The 21,797-nt window shown below is 40.1% G+C and carries 21 protein-coding genes; 7 read left to right on the top strand and 14 right to left on the bottom strand.

The features are described 5' to 3' along the window. Positions 1 to 106: 106 nt before the first annotated feature. From pspC to pspA, 3 genes are read right to left on the bottom strand one after another with little or no spacing between them, the layout of a single operon-like run. Positions 107 to 550, bottom strand: a complete 444-nt coding sequence (gene pspC / locus QUE03_RS05745; RefSeq protein ID WP_286266035.1) for an envelope stress response membrane protein PspC — start codon at positions 548 to 550, stop codon at positions 107 to 109. Continuing rightward, the gene (gene pspB, locus QUE03_RS05740; RefSeq protein WP_434019806.1) at positions 547 to 774 is read right to left on the bottom strand and encodes an envelope stress response membrane protein PspB; all 228 of its coding nucleotides are present in this window, start codon (positions 772 to 774) and stop codon (positions 547 to 549) included. Before pspB ends, pspC begins: the two co-directional genes overlap by 4 nt. A gap of 39 nt (positions 775 to 813) precedes the next feature. Next, a complete protein-coding gene (pspA, locus tag QUE03_RS05735; protein ID WP_286266034.1) occupies positions 814 to 1,491 on the bottom strand; it encodes a phage shock protein PspA in 678 nt (225 codons plus the stop codon). Positions 1,492 to 1,681: 190 nt separating this feature from the next. On the opposite strand from pspA, the gene pspF reads away from it, so the two are divergent. From pspF to QUE03_RS05705, 6 genes are read left to right on the top strand one after another with little or no spacing between them, the layout of a single operon-like run. Next, the gene (gene pspF, locus QUE03_RS05730) at positions 1,682 to 2,779 is read left to right on the top strand and encodes a phage shock protein operon transcriptional activator (RefSeq protein WP_286266027.1); all 1,098 of its coding nucleotides are present in this window, start codon (positions 1,682 to 1,684) and stop codon (positions 2,777 to 2,779) included. Between the two features lie 13 nt (positions 2,780 to 2,792). Continuing rightward, the gene (locus QUE03_RS05725) at positions 2,793 to 4,397 is read left to right on the top strand and encodes an ABC transporter substrate-binding protein (RefSeq protein WP_286266024.1); all 1,605 of its coding nucleotides are present in this window, start codon (positions 2,793 to 2,795) and stop codon (positions 4,395 to 4,397) included. Between the two features lies 1 nt (position 4,398). Further along, on the top strand, positions 4,399 to 5,427 hold the full coding sequence (locus QUE03_RS05720; RefSeq protein WP_286266020.1) for an ABC transporter permease subunit: 1,029 nt from the start codon (positions 4,399 to 4,401) through the stop codon (positions 5,425 to 5,427). Continuing rightward, positions 5,417 to 6,310 (top strand): ABC transporter permease subunit, encoded by an 894-nt coding sequence (locus tag QUE03_RS05715; RefSeq protein WP_286266018.1) that lies wholly within the window; start codon positions 5,417 to 5,419, stop codon positions 6,308 to 6,310. Before QUE03_RS05720 ends, QUE03_RS05715 begins: the two co-directional genes overlap by 11 nt. Further along, positions 6,310 to 7,305, top strand: a complete 996-nt coding sequence (locus tag QUE03_RS05710; protein ID WP_286266016.1) for a peptide ABC transporter ATP-binding protein — start codon at positions 6,310 to 6,312, stop codon at positions 7,303 to 7,305. The genes QUE03_RS05715 and QUE03_RS05710 overlap by 1 nt, the downstream gene beginning before the upstream one ends. Beyond that, positions 7,302 to 8,084, top strand: a complete 783-nt coding sequence (locus QUE03_RS05705; RefSeq protein ID WP_286266013.1) for a peptide ABC transporter ATP-binding protein — start codon at positions 7,302 to 7,304, stop codon at positions 8,082 to 8,084. The genes QUE03_RS05710 and QUE03_RS05705 overlap by 4 nt, the downstream gene beginning before the upstream one ends. Before the next feature lie 103 nt (positions 8,085 to 8,187). On the opposite strand, the gene QUE03_RS05700 is transcribed toward QUE03_RS05705, so the two are convergent. From QUE03_RS05700 to QUE03_RS05650, 11 genes are all read right to left on the bottom strand, one after another. Next, a complete protein-coding gene (locus QUE03_RS05700) occupies positions 8,188 to 9,126 on the bottom strand; it encodes a hypothetical protein (RefSeq protein ID WP_286266011.1) in 939 nt (312 codons plus the stop codon). 1 nt (position 9,127) lies between these two features. Continuing rightward, a complete protein-coding gene (locus QUE03_RS05695) occupies positions 9,128 to 9,802 on the bottom strand; it encodes a hypothetical protein (protein WP_286266008.1) in 675 nt (224 codons plus the stop codon). Then, complete coding sequence (locus QUE03_RS05690; RefSeq protein WP_286266006.1) at positions 9,795 to 10,343, bottom strand: RNA polymerase sigma factor; 549 nt, start codon at positions 10,341 to 10,343, stop codon at positions 9,795 to 9,797. The genes QUE03_RS05695 and QUE03_RS05690 overlap by 8 nt, the downstream gene beginning before the upstream one ends. Before the next feature lie 110 nt (positions 10,344 to 10,453). Further along, positions 10,454 to 11,356, bottom strand: coding sequence for a hydrogen peroxide-inducible genes activator (locus QUE03_RS05685; protein WP_286266005.1), 903 nt, complete (start codon positions 11,354 to 11,356; stop codon positions 10,454 to 10,456). Positions 11,357 to 11,554: 198 nt separating this feature from the next. After that, entirely contained in the window at positions 11,555 to 12,820 is a 1,266-nt protein-coding gene (locus tag QUE03_RS05680; protein WP_286266003.1) for an inorganic phosphate transporter, read from the bottom strand. A gap of 9 nt (positions 12,821 to 12,829) precedes the next feature. Next, positions 12,830 to 13,510, bottom strand: a complete 681-nt coding sequence (locus QUE03_RS05675; RefSeq protein ID WP_286266001.1) for a TIGR00153 family protein — start codon at positions 13,508 to 13,510, stop codon at positions 12,830 to 12,832. Between the two features lie 177 nt (positions 13,511 to 13,687). Beyond that, positions 13,688 to 14,389, bottom strand: a complete 702-nt coding sequence (gene phoU, locus QUE03_RS05670; RefSeq protein WP_286265999.1) for a phosphate signaling complex protein PhoU — start codon at positions 14,387 to 14,389, stop codon at positions 13,688 to 13,690. Positions 14,390 to 14,434: 45 nt separating this feature from the next. Further along, the gene (pstB, locus tag QUE03_RS05665; protein ID WP_286265996.1) at positions 14,435 to 15,259 is read right to left on the bottom strand and encodes a phosphate ABC transporter ATP-binding protein PstB; all 825 of its coding nucleotides are present in this window, start codon (positions 15,257 to 15,259) and stop codon (positions 14,435 to 14,437) included. A gap of 93 nt (positions 15,260 to 15,352) precedes the next feature. Further along, on the bottom strand, positions 15,353 to 16,990 hold the full coding sequence (pstA, locus tag QUE03_RS05660) for a phosphate ABC transporter permease PstA (RefSeq protein WP_286265994.1): 1,638 nt from the start codon (positions 16,988 to 16,990) through the stop codon (positions 15,353 to 15,355). A gap of 16 nt (positions 16,991 to 17,006) precedes the next feature. Further along, positions 17,007 to 19,163, bottom strand: coding sequence for an ABC transporter permease subunit (locus QUE03_RS05655; RefSeq protein WP_286267765.1), 2,157 nt, complete (start codon positions 19,161 to 19,163; stop codon positions 17,007 to 17,009). A gap of 468 nt (positions 19,164 to 19,631) precedes the next feature. Next, the gene (locus tag QUE03_RS05650; protein WP_286265993.1) at positions 19,632 to 21,095 is read right to left on the bottom strand and encodes a coniferyl aldehyde dehydrogenase; all 1,464 of its coding nucleotides are present in this window, start codon (positions 21,093 to 21,095) and stop codon (positions 19,632 to 19,634) included. A gap of 234 nt (positions 21,096 to 21,329) precedes the next feature. Between QUE03_RS05650 and QUE03_RS05645 the strand changes: the two genes are divergently transcribed. Then, complete coding sequence (locus QUE03_RS05645) at positions 21,330 to 21,767, top strand: CBS domain-containing protein (RefSeq protein ID WP_286265991.1); 438 nt, start codon at positions 21,330 to 21,332, stop codon at positions 21,765 to 21,767. The last annotated feature ends 30 nt before the right edge of the window (positions 21,768 to 21,797 follow it).

The raw sequence follows: 21,797 nt of genomic DNA, 5'->3' as shown, positions 1-21,797 counted from the left end.
ACGATAGCTAACTTAATAATTATATTGAGGTAAATGCTCACTATCTGAGATTAACTTGCTATACATGATGTTTTTACCACACACAAAAAAACGACCGAAGTCGCTTTTATAATTTATTGATTTCTCTCGAAACCGTAAACTCTGGCGAAGTAACATATCGTTCCATATGTCTCAGCTGTTGCTCTAGCCCATTGTATTTGCGTCTTATGTCATGAAACGCTTGTTTAGGCGGCTCTCCTGCCTGCCAAATTCTCGCCTTGACCTTAATCGACTCCGTAGCGACATCTTCTTCAATTTCCTCTTTCGTAGGAGGTACATGACGTTTTTGTTTACGACCTTTAGCTTCCGCAGTGCCAGGCTTTTTATCTAAGATAAACCAACCAGCCACATAGATAACGACAAACCATCCCATACCTAATAGCACGCCTGATACAACTAAGATACGTACTAACCATGTTTCCCAACCAAAGTAATCAGCTATCCCTGCACACACACCTGCGACCCTACCTTGGCTTGGAATTCTGTACAATTCTCCGCGACGTGTTTTCATACTTTGCTTCTCCAGTCTGGAGTCTCCGCATCTAAAATAGCTTCTAATGTTTTAATTCTATCAGCCATTTTATCTGCCATCTCTGATAAATCAGATAATTGATTATACTCTTCTTCAGTCAACCCTTGACTAATTTGACGCTTGCTTCGGTAATGTAATATTAACCAAATAGGCGCAACCACAAGCATGAATATAATGATCGGTGCAACAATAATCTCTTCCACAATACTTCTCCTTAATAACGCGTGACTTTGCCTAAACGATTATTTTTCTTTTTTAGTTTTTGATGGTTTCATTTTAGCTTTTAATTGCGCTAATTCATCATCAATATTTTCATCGTTTTCTAATTCAGCAATTTCGTCAGCTAATGACTTGCTGCCAAGATCTTGTGCTTCAACTTGAGCTTCTAAATCGTCTATTTTACGTTCATAGCGATCAAAACGGCTCAGTGCATCATTTACTTTATCATTATCAATATTACGTTTCACTTTTAAACGAGAACTTGCTGTTTTTTCTCGCATTAATATAGCTTTTTGACGCGCTTTAGCATCAGCCAACTTTTCTTGCAATTGTGAAATTTCGTCTTGAAGTTTAGCAATGTGTGACTCTACGTGAGTCAACTCATCGGCTAATGACTCTGCGTTTTCACTGCACTTTTTCTTTTCAATAAGTGCGGCTCTTGCTAGGTCATCACGACCTTTGCTTAATGCTAACTCGGCTTTTTCTTGCCACTGCTGTGCATCTTTCTCATAACGGCCTACCTGACGCGTTAGTTCTTTTTTATCTGCTAAAGTTTTAGCTGATGAAGAGCGAACTTCGACTAAGGTATCTTCCATTTCTTGGATAATAAGGCGAACCATTTTTTCAGGGTCTTCCGCTTTATCTAGTAAAGAATTAATATTTGAATTAATAATGTCTGTAAATCTTGAAAAAACACCCATAACAACTTCCTCAATTAACTAAAATTCATTTTCATCTTGTTATTAACTATTCATTATCTAAGCCAAGATGACAAATACACGTAATTAGATGTTTTAAAAGAATTTTTTATTTTTATAGAAAACACTTCAATCTGACTGAGTAATAAAATACACTATTTGTTAGTGAAATAAACTAATTATTAGGTCGAGCATGGGGCGATTTAACCAGCAGGATAATTTAATAGGACAATCAAACAGTTTCTTGGAAGTTTTGGAGCAAATATCGCAAATTGCTCCACTAACGAAACCTGTATTGATTATTGGTGAACGAGGGACTGGTAAAGAGCTTGTTGCTGCTCGTCTGCATTATTTGTCTAAAAGGTGGGAGCAAAGCTATTTAAAGCTAAATTGTGCCGCCTTAAACGAGAATTTACTGGAAACTGAACTGTTTGGTTATGACAGCGGCGCTTTTACAGGCGCAACTAAGCGTCATGAGGGACGTTTTGAACGAGCAGACAAAGGCACGTTATTCTTAGATGAAATTGCCAATACTTCAGGATTAATCCAAGAAAAATTGTTACGCGTTGTTGAGTATGGTGAATTTGAACGGGTTGGTGGCTCACGTACCATCAAAACCGATGCGCGTTTAATAGCGGCAACCAACGAAGACTTACCAACGTTAGCCGAAAAAGGTGAATTTCGTGCCGACTTGCTTGATCGTTTAGCATTTGATGTTATTACTCTGCCCCCGCTTAGAGAACGCTTAGAGGACATCTTGATACTCGCCGAACACTTTGCAATTAATATGGCACGCGAATTAGAATTTGAATTATTCAGTGGTTTTACTGAAAAAGCAAAACGCTCATTACTTGAATATCATTGGCCAGGTAATATTCGTGAGCTTAAGAATGTGGTAGAGCGTAGCGTTTATCGCTGCAACAATCCTCACTTACCAGTGCACGAATTAGTCATCGATCCCTTTGAATCGCCTTACAGACCTACTCAACGAGTTAAAACGCAAGATCGTGTAGCTACTACACCAGAGAGCATCAATAATAGTAGTACAGCAATAAATGATACACAGATTGTCTCGGAAATTTTGGTCGAGCCGCAAAAACCACAATTGCAGTTCCCCGTATCGTTAAAAGATCTTTCTCAAGATTATGAAATCGATCTATTAAAAACAGCACTGGCAAATTGTCAATATAATCAAAAGAAAACAGCAGATGCGCTGGAATTAACCTACCATCAATTAAGAGGCTATTTGAAAAAATACAATTTGCTTGATGGAAGTGGAGCAGATGAATAAAAGCACTAGGCAAATGAAATCATATTTTCGAACCATCATGGCATTCTTAGGCGTTTCGATATTGTCTGCCTGCGATGTTGCCAATAATGAACAGCTTAGCCAAAATAGCCTTATTTATTGCGCAGAAGGCTCTCCTGAAACCTTTAATCCTCAATTGGTGACTTCAGGGACAACGATTGATGCAACCGCTAATCAAATCTATAATCGTCTGATTTCATTTAGTCGCAAGGACAATAGTATAAGCCCTGCGTTAGCCAAATCTTGGCATGTCACCCGTGACGGAAAAATGATCACCTTCTATTTACGTAAAAATATCGCCTTTCATCAGACCGAATATTTCACGCCTTCACGTACCTTAAATGCTGACGACGTTTTGTTTAGTTTTAACCGTATATTAGATAAAAGTCATAGTTTTCATTACGTTTCAGGAGGTAGTTATCCTTTTTTCCAAAGTGTAGGTTTTAGTGACATTGTAGACAGCATCGAGAAAATAAATGACTACACCATTCGTTTTAAGCTTAACCAGGCAAATAGCTCATTCTTAGCAAATCTTGCCACTGATTTTGCCGTGATTTTATCTAAAGAATATGGCGATAAATTAAGCATCATGAATAAAAAGGAACAAATTGATATTCTCCCGATTGGGACAGGCCCTTTTAAGTTAAAAAGTTATTTGTCTGGCTCTCATATTCGTTATTACAAGCATGACGGCTATTGGAACAATGAAGTAGCAATTGAACAACTGGTGTTCGACATCACCTCAAGTAATACCGCTCGACTCACGAAGCTATTAACGCGTGAATGTGATGTTATTGCTTACCCTATCGCCCAAGAGCAAATTATTGATCATCCGCATTTTATATTAGATGAAGTCACTTCATTTAATATTGGTTACTTAGGTTTTAACACTTTAAAGCCACCTTTTGACAACATTAAAGTAAGGTTGGCGATTGCTCATGCGATTGATATTGATGCTATTATTGACACTGTTTATTCAGGTTTAGCGGAAAAAGCCACTACCGTCCTTCCAAAGAGCTCTTGGGCACACAAAAAAAATACCGCTTTCACCCACTCTAAAACAAGAGCCAAACAATTATTAAATGAAGCAGGTTACCCAGAAGGCTTTGCCATGGATATATGGGCAATGCCTGTACAACGAGCATACAATCCAAATGCTCTGACAATGGCTAAGCTCATTCAAGCCGACTTGAATGAAGTTGGTATTAAAGTTGATATTGTCAGTTATGAATGGTCAACATTTCTTAGAAGGCTACGTTTAGGCGAGCATAGTTCAGTATTGTTAGGTTGGTCAGCAGATCACCCCGATCCTGATAACTTTTTTACCCCGTTACTTAGTTGTGCTGCGGCAAGCACTGGCAGCAACCGAACAGCGTGGTGCAATGAGGAATATGACAGTTTGCTTCAATTAGCATTACAAACAACCAATATTGCTCAGCGAACAAACTTTTATCACCAAGCCCAAGCAATCGTTGCTAAAGAGTTGCCTTTGCTCCCTATCGCTCACTCTAAACGATTTCAAGCACGAACAAAAAAAGTTAAGGGACAGTTGCTGAGCTCTTTTGGTGGTATAAACTTTGCCGAGGTAACCAAAGAGTAACATGCTAATTTTTACCTTACGCAGGCTAAACCTGTTCTTTTTTACCATGTTGTTATTAAGCATTTTAAGCTTTAGTTTGTCTTTTCTTTTCCCTGGCGATCCTTTAATTAATTTAACAGGACAGATCAACGCAACCGAGCAAGAACTGGTAGTGCTTAGAGAAAGTTACGATACTGACCTGAACTTATTCCAACAATATATTGCATACATTGCCCACATTTTTAATGGTAACTTGGGGCTATCCATGTCTTCGCAAACGGAAATCAGCAGCGATATTCTTGCCGTATTGCCTGCCACTATAGAGTTGAGCTTATTTGCTTTTTTACTGGCTACACTTATCGGCATTCCATTAGGTTTTATTGCCGCGATTAATCACAATAAAACAATAGATAATGTCATTTTATCTATAGCTATGATTGGTTATTCAGTACCAGTATTTTGGTTAGGGTTATTTGCGATATTAATCTTTTCCATCACCCTTGGATGGTTGCCCTCTTCAGGACAAATCAGTTTGCTTTACGAAATAGAGCCGATCACCGGTATTTTATTATTCGACATATTGCTGAGTAATAGCGAATACAAATGGCAAGCATTTCAAAATGCTTCAGCCCATATAATATTACCGGCATGTGTGATTGCATCAGCGCCAGCAACTATCTTTATTCGATTAGCCCGCACCGCCATGTTAAGCGTGTTAAACACAAGCTATATCAAAGCAACTATGGCTAAAGGTTTAAGTTTTAAACAAATAATTATCAGACATGCGCTACGCAATGCCCTAATAAAGGTAGTCCAACACGTCGGATTACAATTTGCAAACTTAGTCACCCTAGCAATGATTACAGAAGTAATATTTAATTGGCCCGGTATTGGTCGATGGTTGATCGAGAGTATCTATCAACGTGACTACACCGCGATACAAGGGGGACTGTTGGTGTTATCGTCATTTATATTCGTTGTTCATATCATTACTGATTATATATACGCCGCGCTGAACCCACGTGCACGGGAGCTGCGTCATGGCTCGTGAAAAAATATATCAAGAAGAAGAATTTCCAACGCCAATGGCACAATTTTGGAGCATTTTTAGACAAACTCCTGTGATTATGATCGGTTTAAGCAGTTTTATCTTTTTCACTGTTTTCGCTTTGTTTTCTCCTTTACTAACACCTTATTCATCTGTTGCTAATCACATCGATATGGCATTACTGCCACCAGCTTGGGACAACGAGGGCAGTGTCAGCTTCTTGTTAGGGACTGATGATTTAGGTCGAGATATGCTGTCTCGGCTAATGGAGGGGGCAACATTAACTTTTGGGTTAAGCTTTATTGTGGTAATTATTGCATCCATTATTGGTGTGTTTATTGGTTCAATATCAGCGCTAACCTCAGGTATAAAGTCCAGCATACTAAGTCACTTCTTAGATGTAATATTGTCAATTCCCTCCTTGCTATTAGCCATTGTGATAGTGGCGATACTCGGGCCTGGTTTAGCGAATACACTATGGGCAATCATATTGGTGATGATCCCTCAATTTGTCCACATCACCAAAATGGCGGTGAAAGAAGAGTTTGAAAAAGACTATGTCATGGCTTCACGTTTAGATGGCGCAAGTCCCTTTAGGATCCTACAATATTCTGTTTTCCCGAATATCGTTGAAAAAATCATCAGTCAAGCAACGCTTGCTCAATCTGCTGCCATATTAGACATTGCCGCATTAGGCTTTTTAGGACTCGGTGCGCCAATCCCAATGCCAGAATGGGGGGCGATGTTATCAAGTGGTATTGATCTATTCTACATCGCTCCATGGACAGTTTACCTGCCGGGTTTAGCGATATTATTTGCCGTTATCTCAACCAATTTGCTCGGAGAAGGTATTCGTCATGCGATTAAAATTCGAAAGGAAAGTTAATGAATCTAGTTGATATTCGAAATTTATCTATTGAGCTACTTTCACCTAACAACCCTATTCTTGCTGTTGATCGTGTAAGTTTATCAATGAAGGAGGGAGAAGTTAGAGGGCTCGTTGGCGAATCAGGCTCAGGTAAATCCCTTCTAGCGCAAGCTATCGTTGGGGTGCTTGATGATAAGTGGCGTGTCACAGCTGACAGATTCCACTGGCGTGGAAAAGAGCTTTTACATTTGCCCCTTGAAGAACGAAAAGCAATTATTTCAAAAGACGTAGCTATGATCTTCCAAGAGCCAATGGCCTGTTTGGATCCAACAACTTCCATCGGTGATCAGCTTGAAGAAGCGGTAGATACAGAACAACTAACTGGCTATTTCTGGCAGAAAAAACAGCAACGAAAAAAAGCGGTGATTAAGTTATTGCATAAAGTGGGCATTAAAAATCATGAGTTATGTACTAAAAGTTACCCTCATCAATTAACCGAAGCATTGTGCCAGCGAGTAATGATTGCCATTGCTTTAGCAGGCCGACCAAAATTACTCATTGCAGATGAGCCAACCGCAGCAATGGAAGTGACCACACAAGGACAAATTTTTCGTTTATTGGCCAGTTTGAATCAATTAAAAAACATGTCAATTTTGCTGATCAGCCATGATTTGGAAAATATCACGCACTGGACAAACACGATAACCGTTATGTACTCAGGACAATTTGTAGAAGCAGGCACCACCAAGCAAATTTTCAACCAACCATTTCATCCTTATACCCGTGCTCTACTTGATAGTAGCTTAAAAGCTAATAGTGACTTACCCCCAAAATCACGATTGGTGGCGTTACCTGGTAGTATCCCAATTTTACAGCATTTACCCATTGGTTGCCGTTTAGGACCGAGGTGCCCTCGTGCACAGCAACAATGTGTTGAAGCACCTAAAACAAAGAGTATTCACGGCCATCAAGTCAGTTGTCACTTCTCACTTAAGGATCATTACGCGTCATGACCTGCTTGTTAAGTGTTGCCAATTTAAGCAAACAATATAAATTACCTGGCTTCTGGTTCAATCGTAAAATTGTTAACGCACTTGAGCCGATATCATTCGAATTACAAGCATATAAAACCTTGGCTATCGTAGGCGAGATGGGCTCTGGAAAATCTACGCTAGCCAAGCTATTAGTTGGCGCTGAAGTGCCCACAACAGGGACGGTCAAGCTTAATGGTCAAGTACTGGAGCCCCGTAACTTTAAGCAACGATGCCAACACGTTCGTATGATTTTCCAAGATTCGGGTACAACTCTAAATCCTAGTTTGACCATTGGGCAATTGCTCGACGAACCTTTAAAGTTGAATACACAATTAAGCGATTACGAACGAGGACAATTGATCAGGGAAACCTTGTTAAAAGTTGGGCTGCTGGCCGAGCACATGAATTTTTACCCTCACATGTTTTCAGGCGGCCAAAAACAGCGGATATCACTCGCAAGAGCCATCATATTGAAACCCCAAGTGGTAATTTTAGATGAAGCATTAGCCGCCTTAGATCCCTCGTTACGCTCACAAATGATCAACCTATTACTCGATTTACAACAACAAATGGGATTAGCGTTTGTATTAATCTCTCATAATTTAGGCATAGTACGCCACTTTAGTGATAACATTATGGTGCTGAGGGCTGGTCAAATTGTAGAGTCAGGAAAAACCATTGAGGTTTTAAAGCAGCCAAAACACAAGTACACCCAAAAACTCATCATGACACAAAACCTACAGTTCTCGATGAAATAGTATTCAAGTGATTGTTCATTGTATCCCTACAACAATAAAAAGCCCTTGATAGCATGCGCTAGCAAGGGCTTTTTATTATCAATTTCACTTAAGATAAATCATCTTAAAACTGATAAGCATTGCTCGATGCTAATAACTTATCTGCCGAAATCTCATCCGTTGCACAGCCATTGATATTACGTTTGCTAAATACATGGATGATGTCTTGGTATTGACGTCCCACTTTATCACCACCGGACTTCAATATCACAGTAACGTTCTCTCCCTTTGGTAATGACTTCAAGCCATTGCCATATAAGCATAAGGTTTCAGCCATGGTCTTACTTAATTTGCTGTAATACCCTTTTCGCTCTTCTTCACGTTTAGCCTGTTGCGCACTTTGCTTCTGCTTATATTCTTTAGTGCGTTGATCCATCTCTTTACGACTCACATTTAGCTTTTCTTTCTTCTTAGCCAGTGTTTGAAGCTCAGCTTTAATTTCCTTTTGATCTGCTGGCTCTGCCCTTTTCAGTTGATATTCCAAATCTCGCGTTTCACGAGCAATGTCTCTTAGCTCATAGCTTAAATCACGTTGTTCATCACGTAGCTCTCGATATTGATCTCGATTTTCACTTAAAGACTCAAGTGCATGTTCATAGCTTTCTGCAGCACTTTCCATTGCCTCTGCAACGGTTTGCTCAATATCTACACCCGCTAGTGCTGAGGCGTGTTCCAGCTGAGCCATGTTATGATCAGATATAGTGAAATCACCGACTGGTGGTACTGGCGGCACGGCAGGTACCGGAATGTTAAAATTGTAGCTTCCCCAATGGCCTCTGCCGCCGCTTGAACGAATAGTAAACACTATGCCTTGGCCTTTTAGATAGGTACTTTCAATGCCAGATAATTTGCTGCCACGGTGTTTACTGCCAGTCCCTACGGATGAACTGATGATGTTTTCCATTATATTGAGTTGCTTGCTCATTTGTGCGAAGTCTACTTCGGCAGCGCTTGCGGTATACGATGCAATTAAGCATGGGATAAGTGTTATTAGCTTCTTCATATTATTCCTCTACTCTCCAGCTAGCTGGTTGTAAACTAGGTTCTTGGTTACTTAAAATATTTGTTTGATAGTTAATCGTGTCTTCCAGTTGACGTAACTTAATACGCTGCAAGCTTTGATCTTCTTTTCGCTGCTCGTTGAAATAAGAGATAAAATCACTGATATCTTCTTTGCGCTCTTGGCGCGATGTTTCTAAAATATAGGTCGCCAATTGTAAATTGCTTTGTTGTTGCTTATTCACCTGCTCAACAGAATGATTGGCCAATGTAACTTGCTGTTGTTGGCTAAACTGAAGCAGCTTTTCATCGACCATTTGGGCAATGCGCTGTTGGTCACTCCCGCCACCAAAGCTCACTAACATGCCATTTTCATTCACGTTAAATTCAACTTTAAAGATCACTAGTGCCAACGCAAAACACGAAAATGCCATCGACATTGCGGGGATACCTTGCCACTGCCACCACGGTCTAACATCAGATTCAAATGCCGACGCTCTGTCCCAATCAGGCACCTGTCGTATTGGTGCTGTTGATACTTCAAAATTTACACGTCGCGCTGCATTCACTCGATCTGCCCATAGTGGATCTTGGGTAAGCTCTTGCTCCGCTTTCGCTTGTTGCTCAGCAGATAATGTACCGCTTAGCCATTGTTCAAATAACTGTTCACGTTTAAACATCGACCGCCTCCATAAACCCTTTTAACTTATCTAGTGCGCTATACAATCGAGATTTTACCGTGTTTGTTGAAATTCCCAATTGATAAGCAATATCTTCAAAAGTACGCTGTTGAAAAAACTTAAGCTCCACGACAATGCGTTGATTAAACGATAATTTTGACATCGCTTGCTGGATCTCTCCTGTCTGCTGTCCCGCCGATAACGTAAATTCAGGACAATTGTGTTCAGTTTCATCTATGGTTTCAGGGCTATCATCAAGTGATTGGGTTGGCCTTTTGCGGCGGTAAAACTCAATACACCGATAATGTGCGATCCTAAACAGCCATCCTTTAAACGGACTGTCGCCTCGAAACGTGGATAGATTTCTAAACACAGCGACAAATACATCTTGCATTAGATCCATCGCATCATCAGGATTACTCACCATACGATACGTATAGTTATAAACGTTACTTTCATAACGTTTAACTAAACTTATCCAAGCCGACTTTTTCCCTTTTAGCGCTTGTTTTACGAGCGTTTCATCGCTTCTCTCAAACACGCATTTTCCTATTGTTTTTCGTTATTTTAATCATGTTATTAAGTAGGTAGTTGCAGCTATTAAAAAAGTTTGAAAATAATTAATTTAATTTGCTCCATTCGCTAGCGCCGTTAATCAATTAAGGACTCTACAACCTTTGAAAGCTTATGGTATAAAGGCTGTCTCATACTGGTTGGGCGCCATAACAAGCCAATTTCTCGGTACATGTTATCAGGCATTTTTTCAACAGTGAGCCCTTCTCGTTGGCCAATATTTTTATTTACCGCCATATAAGGCAAAAATGTCACGCCATGATGAAACGCCGTCATTTGTACTAAAGTAGTCAAACTGGAAGCAAAAAACGGGTTTATCCGTGTACTATCTGCAACATTACATGCGCTGACTGCGTGCTCGGTTAAACAATGCTCTTGTGATAATAAAAAAATACTTTGTTGCGGTAAGTTTTGGTAATCAGTGACGTTGTTAACTTGCTGAAATTGATCAATTAAGGCTTTTTCACCTGCAATATAAAATGCGTCGCGACCAACAACTTTAGTTTGAAATTGATGATCTGCCACCGGCAACGCTAACAGTGCAACGTCTATCTCTCCATTGGCCAACTGCACCAACAAGTTCTCAGTTGTGTCTTCTCTAAGAAAAAGTGACAACTCTGGTAATTCTTGCTGACATGCAAGTACTAAATCGGTCAGCAAATATGGGGCGATTGTTGGAATTGAGCCTAGCCTTAAACTTCCACTAAATGGCTCACCCTGTCGCTGACTGTAATCAACGAGTTCACTGGTTGCTACAATGATTTGTTGTGCTTTTGCGACAATCTCTTCACCATGCGTGGTAAAAACAAAGGCCTTATGATCTCGCTCGATTAACTGACAACCTAATTGCTCTTCAAGTTTAATAATCGCGCTACTCAGAGTCGATTGACTGATAAAACTGGCATCGGCGGCTCGATGAAAATTTTGGTGTTGGTGCAAGGCAACTAGGTATTGCAAATGCTTGATATTTGGTAACTGCATAATCAATATTTCATATCAAAGGATAATTATTGATTAATAATAGCAATTTAAAAATATGTTACTAGTCGAGTGAGTAGAAAGTGATCTAAATAAGTAAGGCAAATAGGCAAAAGATGTTTAATTCGTAGAAACAAAAAAGCCAATCGAATGATTGGCTTTTAATACATTGCTGTAATTAACCTAAATAGAGTTAATTAATCAGCTCATGCTGGAAGACAATATCCAGAAGAAAATAATCGATAGACCAGCACCAACAGGTAATGTGATAACCCAAGAAACCACAATGTTGCGAACAACGCCCATGTTAATTGCTGCGATACCTCTTGCCATACCTACACCCAACACAGCACCAACCAACGTTTGTGTCGTTGAAATAGGTAAACCTGTACCTGATGCAATAACCACAGTACACGCAGCCGCTAATTCAGCTGCAAAGCCGCGACTTGGCGTTAAGTGTGTAATTCCTTTACCAATGGTTGCGATAACCTTGTGACCAAATAGAGCAAGTCCGGCAACAATACCTAAACCACCTAAAGGTAAAATCCACCAAGCCAAAGCTGATTTCTTAACAATCTCACCTTCGTTGCCAACAATGCTTACTACAGCAGCTAGTGGGCCAATAGCATTTGCAACATCATTTGAACCATGGGCAAATGCCATACAACAAGCGGTGACAACCATTAAAACAGCGAACACTTTTTCAACATTTTTATAGTGATGACGCTTGTCAGCTTTTTCATTAAACTTTAATCGGGCGATAAAAATCGAACCAATGAAAGCAACAATAAGGGCGACGATAATTGCGTATACAAACCCTTCGGTTGTACCAATGTCTAATCCAATATGTTTAAGACCTTTCTTAATCGTTACTAGCGATAACACAAACCCTGCAAGGAACATATAAAATGGCACCCAACGTTTTGCTTGTCTTAATGGATTTTCAGTATCAAAAATAAGTTTTTGGGCGCTGTTAAAGATAACGAAAGCGATGATACCTGATATCAATGGTGTAACGACCCAACTACCAACAATTCCTAAGACTTTACCCCACTCAACGGTGTCTACACTTACCCCAATAGCGGCAAAGCCTATAATAGCGCCAACAATAGAGTGAGTAGTAGAAACAGGCCAACCTAGGTAAGACGCCACTAATAACCAAGTTGCAGCAGCTAATAACGCAGAAATCATACCGAAAACGAGTAGGTGTGGTATATCAGCAAAATAGCTTGGATCGATGATCCCTTTACGAATGGTCGATGTTACTTCACCACCTGCAAGGTATGCCCCTGCAAATTCAAACACCATAGCGATGATAATTGCTTGTTTAATAGTTAGCGCTTTAGAGCCTACAGAGGTACCCATGGCATTTGCCACGTCATTTGCACCAATACCCCACGCCATAAAAAAGCCGACAACCGCAGCGATCATAACTAATGTGCTGCCGTGTGAAATTAAAATATCCATTATTGCGCCCTATTTTCTAGCGAGAAGTATTTCTAAACGAGCACCAACGCGCTCAGATAAATCGGCAAGATCGCCAACCCATTCAATTATTTGATATAAAAACATCACATCAACTGGGTTAAGTGTTGCTTCCATCGCCATCAAATTTGCACGCATCGTGATTTGCATTGAATCAGTATCGTCTTCAATTTGATCAAGCTGATGGATCATTTTTGCCACTAAGTTTACTTCTCGGCCTCTAAAGCCCGTTTCTAGTAGGTCATCTAGCTCATTGATTGCATCTGCCGCTTTTTCAGCTGCATCGATACAACGTGCTAGGTATTGATTGAAATCTTCTTGAAGTGATTCAGGGATTTGCAATTGTCGACCAAATACGCGTCCTGCGATATCTTTAGCTTTATTTGCTATTCGGTCTTGCTGTGTTAATAGTTCCAGTAAATCAGCACGATCAACTGGCATAAACAAACCACCTGGAAGTTCTAAGCGTAATTGACGCTTTAGACTGTCAGCTTCTTTTTCTAAGTCAGAAATCTCTTTACGAAGTACAGCAGCCTTGTCCCAATCATTTTCTGCACAAGCGGCAAAAAAAGCAGGCAATTGGCCACAACATTTAGTCACCATTCGAATGTGTTTTTCTAATGGTTTTATAGGCGACTTTGCAAATACACCTAATATTGAATTGTTCGACATAATTATAGTCCGGGAGACGAATCTCTTTATTGTTTTGCGACGCGGATTCTACTTTATTAAGTGGCTTTTGCAAGTCATTAAAAAGCATATTTTTCACGTAGTTATCTAAGGTACCAACGAATACCTTTTTTTTATATTAGCTCAACATATTATAAGTCACAGTTGAGCGCTTTTTCGCTATATATTGCCTATTTCCTCAGCACTAGTATGGCGAACTACTTTGCCTTTGACAAAATAAATTATGTACTCACAAATATTTTGACAACGATCACCAATACGCTCCAGCGCACGAGCCGACCAAATCACCGTCATGATTTGAGGAATTGAACGTGGATCTTCCATCATGTAAGTCATTAACTGACGCATTAACCCTTCGTATTCACGATCTATTTTGTCATCATATTGATGAGTTTTATAAGCAGCATCTACATCCATACGAGTGAAAGCGTTGAGTGTGTTTTGTAATACAACTAAAACACTTTGACCAAGATTTTCCAAATTGATCAATAAATCCCGCTGCTCTTTTGAAAAGCTTTCTTGCGCAACTTTCGCTATTTTCTCGGCTTCATCACCTATGCGTTCTAAGTCAGTGATGGTTTTAATGATTGCCATGATCAAGCGTAAATCGCCAGCTGCTGGCTGCCTTTTAGCAATGATGCGAGTACATTCGTCATCAATGCCCACTTCCATTCTATTGACTTGGTAATCGTTTTTCAGCACTTGTTCTGCAAGATTTTCATCTCCGTCGATCATCGCGGTGATCGCGTCTTGAAGCTGTTTCTCTACTAATCCTCCCATGTTCATGACATGATGAATTACACGCTCTAAGTCTTCATTAAATTGGCCTGATATATGTCGACCAACATTTAAATTATCCATAACAATTCTCTTTTCAAAAAATTTTCAATCTACAACTTAACGCTATTAGCCGTAACGACCCGTGATGTAATCTTCGGTTTGTTTCTTAGCCGGTGTGGTAAACAAGGTATTTGTGTCGCTATATTCAATTAAATCCCCCATATACATAAAGGCTGTTTGATCAGATACACGTGCGGCTTGTTGCATATTGTGGGTGACAATAACTACTGTAAACTGCTCTTTTAAATCGTTAATTAACTCTTCAATGGTTAATGTTGAAATAGGATCAAGTGCCGACGTCGGCTCATCAAGTAATAACACTTCAGGCTCAATAGCAATGGCTCGCGCAATCACTAGACGTTGCTGCTGACCACCAGATAAACCTAATGCACTATCGTGTAATCTATCTTTGACTTCATTCCACAATGCAGCGGCACGTAACGATCGCTCTACTGCTTCATCTAATACTCGACGGTTGTTTTCGCCTGTGATACGTAAACCATAGATGACATTTTCATAAATGCTTTTAGGGAAAGGATTAGGACGCTGAAACACCATGCCCACTTTACGGCGAAGCGCTGCAACATCAACATGCTTTCCATAAATATTTTCACCATTTAAATCTATTTCGCCTTCAATGCGACAAGTATCAACCAAGTCATTCATGCGATTAATACAGCGCAACAGCGTAGACTTGCCGCAACCGCTAGGACCGATAAAAGCTGTGACCTGTCCTTTGGGTATCTTCATGGAAATATTATTTAGCGCCTGTTTCTCGCTATAAAATAAATTCAGGTTATTAATCTGCAGTGCAGTTTGCTCTGCTGACAAATTAGCTAAGTCGAGCGGTGCTTGAATGCCACCTAAATTGCTTGGGTTAACGTTAATCATAAAATACTCTTTTAACTCTTAATTTTTCAGTTGAAGAGAGCGCTCTCTCCAAGCTCTAATACTTATCTTTACAGGCCACGCTGTGAACATCAATCAATGCTCTAATGCGCGATATTTTTCACGAAGCTTGTTACGAATATTCACCGCGGTCATATTCAATCCAACGATAATCGTCACCAATAATAAGGCTGTGGCGTACACCAGTGGTCTTGCAGCCTCTACATTTGGACTTTGAAAGCCCACATCATAAATATGGAAGCCTAAATGCATAAATTTACGCTCTAAATGTAAGAACGGGAAGTTGCCATCTAATGGCAGCGTAGGCGCCATTTTAACCACACCCACAAGCATTAATGGCGCAACTTCACCCGCAGCACGGGCAATCGCTAGAATAATGCCTGTCATAATTGCTGGACTTGCTATTGGTAAGATGATTCGCCACAAGGTTTCAGCTTTCGTTGCCCCTAAAGCCAAACTACCGTGACGCATTGATGCTGGAATTCTTGATAACCCTTCTTCGGTTGAAACAATTACAACCGGCAATGTCAAAATTGCCAAAGTAATCGCAGACCATAGTACACCAGGCGTACCAAATGTTGGGCTTGGTAACGTTTCTGGATAAAACAACTTATCAAGGTTGCCACCGACCATATAAACAAAGAAACCTAAACCAAACACACCGTATACAATTGAAGGAACACCAGCTAAGTTGATCACCGCAATACGTAATAGTTTAGTAAGTGCATTTTTACCTGCGTACTCATGCAGATAGATGGCCGCAACAACGCCAAACGGTGCAACAATGACAGTCATCAATAACACCATCAGTACGGTACCGAAAATGGCTGGAAATACACCACCTTCAGTATTGGCCTCGCGAGGCGCATCGAATATGAAACCAAATATTTGCTCAAAAAACACACCAAGCTTGGCAAAAAATCCCAGCTGATTACTGAAAGTGATTTTAATGATTTGATCAAAATTAATCGTGACCTTTTCTCCGCCCATAGCACGCATTACAATTTGATCACGTGATATTTGCTCGCGAAGTACCATTAACTCTTTTTCTAGCGTCTGGTATTCAGATTCAAGTTTTGCTGATTCCTTAACTAGTTCAGTTTTCACTTCATCATTCAAAGTGCCGTCTAAAACATGCTTTCTTTCTTTCAAGCGTATTCGTTCTAATTGATAGTTTATCGCGCCAATATCAACGGTTTGTAATTCTTCAATTTGCTCTTGAAATTTATTAACTCGTTCGAGTAACTCTGGCATGCGTGAAGCGTCAGTGGCTTCGCCCGCCAAAATAATCTGTTCAACAAAACCATAAAAATTGCCATTGCTACGACGTTCTATCACAGCAATATCTTGCGGTTGTGATTGTGCTGTAACCAATGGGGCCAATATCCATCTAAAGTCCAAACTGACTAATTCACGATTACCGGTTTTTATCAAAAAGCGCTCTATAGTTTCAGATTTAGCCAACGCTTCTAAATTTAAGTGCGACAACTGTGATGAAGGTATTTGTTCACGGTCGTAAATTTCACCAATAACAACACTTGCTTTACCGTGTTCATCCACCAAATTAAATTGATGTATTTTCGATGGCCAAAAATAAGATAATCCATTCGATGCAATAAGCCACAACAAGCCCAATACAGAAATTAAACTTAAGCTCACGCCACCAGCAGATAACCAAACCCAAGGGGAGCCAGTTTTAAACCAATCTTTCATTTAACTAATCCTTCCCTTACAACGAGCTATATTTTTCGCGCAAACGTTGGCGAACAAATTCAGCCAATGTATTGAAAACGAATGTAAATACAAACAAAACAAAAGCTGCTAAGAATAATATACGGTAATGTGAACTGCCCACTTCAGACTCAGGCATTTCTACGGCAATGTTGGCGGATAAGGTACGCATTCCTTGGAATATACTCCAATCAAGAATCGGCGTGTTACCCGTTGCCATCAATACAATCATGGTTTCACCAACGGCGCGACCCAGTCCCATCATGACGGCAGAAAATATACCGGGACTTGCCGTCAACAAAACAACTTTCATTAGCGTTTGCCAAGGCGTTGCGCCTAGTGCCAACGAGCCACTAGTTAAATGTTTTGGCACACTGAAAATTGCATCTTCCGCCATAGAGAAAATAGTTGGAACAACTGCAAAGCCCATGGCGATGCCAACAACAAGCGCGTTACGCTGGTCGAACGACATGCCTAGGTCATTAGTAATAAATTGACGAATATCACCACCGAATAAATAGTTTTCTACCACAGGTGACAAACTAAAGGCCAATACACTGGCGAGTAATAAAATCGGGATCAGGATAATAGGAGCCCACTCTTCAGGTAAAACCGATTTATACTTCTTCGGTAATTTGTACCAAGCAAAAGCCGTCATAAAAGTTGATAAAGGCAGGAAAATCAATAACAAGACAATACCGGGTAAGTAATCTTCAATGATGGGCGCAAGCCACAAACCCGCTAAAAATCCTAAAATAACCGTAGGCAATGCTTCCATTAACTCAATCGTTGGCTTTACCTTTTTACGCAACGCTGGCGGCATAAAATAGGCTGTATAAATGGCAGCACTCAATGCCAAAGGTACAGCAAATAGCATGGCATAAGCGGCAGCTTTCATTGTGCCAAAAGAAATCGGCACTAATGAGAATTTTGCTTCAAAGTCATCAGAGCCTGACGTAGATTGCCAAATATAATCTGGCTCAGGATAGCCCTCGTACCAAACTTCTTGCCATAAAGCTGACCATGTCACTTCAGGATGTTCATTGACTAACTTGAGCAAAGCAAAGTGACTTTTACCAGCGACTTGCTCGACAAGAATCAACGCATCGGCACGAGGGGCTATAGAGAGTGCTCCTGGCAGCGCTTTTGCAATTTTTCCATGCCAAAGATCAGCATCACTGGTGGTATAAAAAATTCCCATTTCACCTGAGGGCGTTAAGGTATAAAAGCTTTTACGAAATTGCTCTGTGTATATCGCAGCAACAGGCTCATTGTCGCTCGCCTTAAAACTTCGGATCTTTTTAAACTCACGACCTTTAGCACCTGCAACTTCAAACCACTGGCTCACTTGGCCTCGGCTGTCACCAACAAGCAGTGAGCTCCCTCCAGATAATAATGCCATGGCGGTGATATCAACCTTATTCTCAACAATATTGTTGAGTTCTGCTTTTAGCTCAACGGCATAATCATCGTCTAAGTCATACACAGCAACTTCATCACCCGTGCGAATAAAGGCCATCATCAGATCAGGTGTGACTAAAATGTCTTCAGCGCCTCGGCCAACGTAATCTATTTCTTGATAGACAGCTTCAAACTCAGGGCCGTAATTAAAATCATCTTCTGCAATAAAGCTAGTTTTAATGACGCGATCATCACGAGTACGCGCGACAAACACCGCTTTTTCTTCATTCATTGCAAAGGCGACATGCTCAACGCCTACATCCATCTCATCAACAGGGAGAAAGTCCTCGCCTAGTGGATGGGTAACGGACGGGGTAATATCTCGGCTGTCATTTGGATAAATCGCCGTAAATTTTGCAGCAATGAGTTTCACTCGTCCTTGCGTATCAACTAACAAGAAGTTGCCAGCGCCTACATCAACTACATGTTCAATCGTTTCTTCATGCACCTGCACTGAAAGAATTTCACTGCCTTGTGCTCTAAAATCACTCGGTGATATTTGATAAAACGTCATCGCGCCATGATTATCAATTTGAAAAGCAACTTCTTTAAGCTCATCCAAACCGGTTGCTAGTACTTGCCCTTTTTGTGTAATACTCATCTCATGTACTGGCTCTACATGAGCTGATTCAAAAATAGGCTTAATGACATACAGCAAATATAAAAATATTAAGATCAAAGTAAATAGCACCATGACCCCGCCAAACGAGATAAACCATTTCGCTAGTTTATTTTTTAACTGGCGAATATCAGTGGATTGAGACGCAATTGACACTCAACTACCCTACTTAAAATATTGGGATTAAAACAATTGCGGTAAGTATAAGGCAGTTTTATGACAGTTTTGTGACACATGATGTCAGCGGAGAAAATTCGTTAAGGTCAATCAAAAAACAGTCATCAATTATTCAACGAGGAGCATAACTAACCAATTGTTATTAAAGGTAATTATATATTTAGACCTGCTCTATTTATTGATATTGATAATTTGTTAAGAAAAAACGAATACCTGAATACTCGACATATATATGATATTCGTCTTTTATTATGTACGTGTAGATTTGCCCTAAAAACGTAATAGCTTTCAGTCTAGAGACAGTCCTATTAATTCAAACTTTCAAGAATCCAATGACTTGTCGAGCTTCAACAATCCTATTCGCCATTAGGATAAGAATAGTTTATCAATCATTTTATGAATGAATTTTCCATACGGCGGAAACGCATTAGTTGCCATGTTAAAACGGCCTTTTTTGTATACCCCTTTTGCTTTTGAAAAAGTGGTAAACCCTTCATGACCGTGGTAGTGCCCCATACCTGACGGACCTACGCCACCGAACGGCAAATCTTCTTGTGCAACATGCATAGCGCTGTCGTTTAAGCAGACGCCTCCTGAGTGCGTTTGCTTTAATACTTGCTGTTGTAATTGTTCGTTATGACTGAGCAAGTAAAGCGCCAGCGGTCTAGGGCGTTCATTAACATAGGTAATCGCCTCAGACATTTGCTCATAACCGACAATAGGGAGCAGCGGACCAAATATTTCGTCCTGCATCACGATCATTTCATCTGACACGTTCGTTAAAACTGTAAGGGGGATTTTACCTTGTTCAGCACAGGAGTTAAGCGTTTGCTCATCGTTAGCATTTCCTTTAATTAGTGGTGTAATTAAAGCTCCTTTTGTTCTCGCATCTTCTAACCATGACGTTAATCTATTAAATTGACCATCGTTAACAATGGCTGTGTAATCGTCGTTATTCGCAATGTTCGGGTACAGTTGATTGAACCAAGAGTTAAGCTCATCTACCAAGGCATCAATTCGATTATGAGGGCATAATATGTAGTCGGGTGCGACACAAGTTTGCCCCGCATTAAGCGACTTACCCAAAATAATCCGTGAAACCGCATCTTTAAGCTCTATTTCATCGTCAATAATCGTTGGTGATTTACCGCCGAGCTCAAGAGTGACCGGCGTTAGATTTTTAGACGCTGCCGCCATCACCAACTTACCAACCCTTGTTGAGCCGGTGAATAGTAAATGATCAAACGCTTGGTTTGAAAAGTGCGTGGCAACATCAGGTCCTCCATGAACAACAAGTACCTGCTCCTTAGAGAAAACTCTTGCAATGATTTTTTCTATAACATCATTGGTTTTTGGTGTAAATTCCGACATTTTTATCATGGCTCTATTACCTGCCGCAATGGCCGTTATTAATGGTCCTAAAGACAAGAACACAGGGTAGTTCCATGGCGTAATGATGCCAATCACACCCAAGGGTTGATAGGTAACAAAAGCTTTAGCTGGTTGAAACATAATGCCAACATGACGCTTCGAAGGCTTCATCCACTTTTTCAAGTGCTTAATCGTATAACTAATACTGCCTAATGTCGGCATGATGTCACCCATTTTAGTGTCACCATGCGCACGACAACGAAAATCATTGGATAAAGCAACAAGTAATTCTTCTTTATGGGCGATAATCGACGTTTTTAGGTTGGTCAAGTCGGCGATTCGAGCATCAACTTCAGGGTAAGGTTGTCGACTAAAAGCTTTCTTTTGGCTAACAAACACCTCATCAATTAGCGCAATATATTGTTCATCTTCTTGTTTTGTATATGTATTATCCGCCATAATGCCGTCTACCTATGTAAATTATTGTTTTTGTAACCAAGCGATTAGTCAAGTTAAGTAACCCTAGGTTACTTAACTAAAAAATAGAGTGCAATCTATTACACAATCTTTTACATATTTTGTTCATGCTCTAATGCTGCTAATCAACACGCTAACCTTCACCTTTCATCAACACTTGATTAAATTCGCTGAACTAGGTCTAATAAAATTAACTTCATACCTAGATAAAGAATAATGTCAGTAGCTAACATAATGACGCGAGATATGATTTCGCTTGAATTAGATCAAACGTTAAACGATGCTAAACAAATATTTGAGTCTAATAACATTCACCATATTATTGTTCTAAATGATGATTTAACCCTTGCAGGGCTTATAACAGACAGAGATTTATACAAGCATTTAAGCCCAACCATTGGTACCAGTAAAGAAACACGTCAAGACTCAATGATGCTGAGAAAGAAAATTCATTTAGTCATGACCAGAGATATCATCACTGCACGTGGCGACTTATCAATTAACGAAGCAGCGTTCCGATTTTATGAGCATCATATTTCCTGTTTACCCATTGTTGACAACAATAATTGCCCTGTCGGAATAATTACGTGGCGAGATATCATTAAGCTACTTGCGTATCAATTCAAACGTAAGCAAGCAATGTTAAATTCTTAGCTATACTTACCTTCGCTCACTGCAACGTAG

The sequence above is a fragment of the Thalassotalea atypica genome, assembly GCF_030295975.1.
Classification (GTDB): Bacteria; Pseudomonadota; Gammaproteobacteria; order Enterobacterales; family Alteromonadaceae; genus Thalassotalea_F; species Thalassotalea_F atypica.
The sequence above is the reverse complement of the archived record's forward strand: the minus strand, read 5'-3'. Positions and strand labels throughout refer to the sequence as shown.

Excerpts from the sequence above, each read along its gene's own strand:
- pspF (WP_286266027.1), top strand. The coding sequence starts at position 1,682 with ATGGGGCGATTTAACCAGCAGGATAATTTAATAGGACAATCAAACAGT.
- QUE03_RS05655 (WP_286267765.1), bottom strand. The coding sequence starts at position 19,163 with ATGGTGCTATTTACTTTGATCTTAATATTTTTATATTTGCTGTATGTC.
- QUE03_RS05675 (WP_286266001.1), bottom strand. The coding sequence starts at position 13,510 with ATGTCGAACAATTCAATATTAGGTGTATTTGCAAAGTCGCCTATAAAA.
- phoU (WP_286265999.1), bottom strand. The coding sequence starts at position 14,389 with ATGGATAATTTAAATGTTGGTCGACATATATCAGGCCAATTTAATGAA.
- QUE03_RS05725 (WP_286266024.1), top strand. The coding sequence starts at position 2,793 with ATGAAATCATATTTTCGAACCATCATGGCATTCTTAGGCGTTTCGATA.
- QUE03_RS05680 (WP_286266003.1), bottom strand. The coding sequence starts at position 12,820 with ATGGATATTTTAATTTCACACGGCAGCACATTAGTTATGATCGCTGCG.
- pstA (WP_286265994.1), bottom strand. The coding sequence starts at position 16,990 with ATGAAAGATTGGTTTAAAACTGGCTCCCCTTGGGTTTGGTTATCTGCT.
- QUE03_RS05700 (WP_286266011.1), bottom strand. The coding sequence starts at position 9,126 with ATGAAGAAGCTAATAACACTTATCCCATGCTTAATTGCATCGTATACC.
- QUE03_RS05695 (WP_286266008.1), bottom strand. The coding sequence starts at position 9,802 with ATGTTTAAACGTGAACAGTTATTTGAACAATGGCTAAGCGGTACATTA.
- QUE03_RS05720 (WP_286266020.1), top strand. The coding sequence starts at position 4,399 with ATGCTAATTTTTACCTTACGCAGGCTAAACCTGTTCTTTTTTACCATG.
- pspC (WP_286266035.1), bottom strand. The coding sequence starts at position 550 with ATGAAAACACGTCGCGGAGAATTGTACAGAATTCCAAGCCAAGGTAGG.
- QUE03_RS05650 (WP_286265993.1), bottom strand. The coding sequence starts at position 21,095 with ATGGCGGATAATACATATACAAAACAAGAAGATGAACAATATATTGCG.
- QUE03_RS05705 (WP_286266013.1), top strand. The coding sequence starts at position 7,302 with ATGACCTGCTTGTTAAGTGTTGCCAATTTAAGCAAACAATATAAATTA.
- QUE03_RS05710 (WP_286266016.1), top strand. The coding sequence starts at position 6,310 with ATGAATCTAGTTGATATTCGAAATTTATCTATTGAGCTACTTTCACCT.
- pstB (WP_286265996.1), bottom strand. The coding sequence starts at position 15,259 with ATGATTAACGTTAACCCAAGCAATTTAGGTGGCATTCAAGCACCGCTC.
- QUE03_RS05685 (WP_286266005.1), bottom strand. The coding sequence starts at position 11,356 with ATGCAGTTACCAAATATCAAGCATTTGCAATACCTAGTTGCCTTGCAC.
- pspA (WP_286266034.1), bottom strand. The coding sequence starts at position 1,491 with ATGGGTGTTTTTTCAAGATTTACAGACATTATTAATTCAAATATTAAT.
- QUE03_RS05715 (WP_286266018.1), top strand. The coding sequence starts at position 5,417 with ATGGCTCGTGAAAAAATATATCAAGAAGAAGAATTTCCAACGCCAATG.
- QUE03_RS05645 (WP_286265991.1), top strand. The coding sequence starts at position 21,330 with ATGTCAGTAGCTAACATAATGACGCGAGATATGATTTCGCTTGAATTA.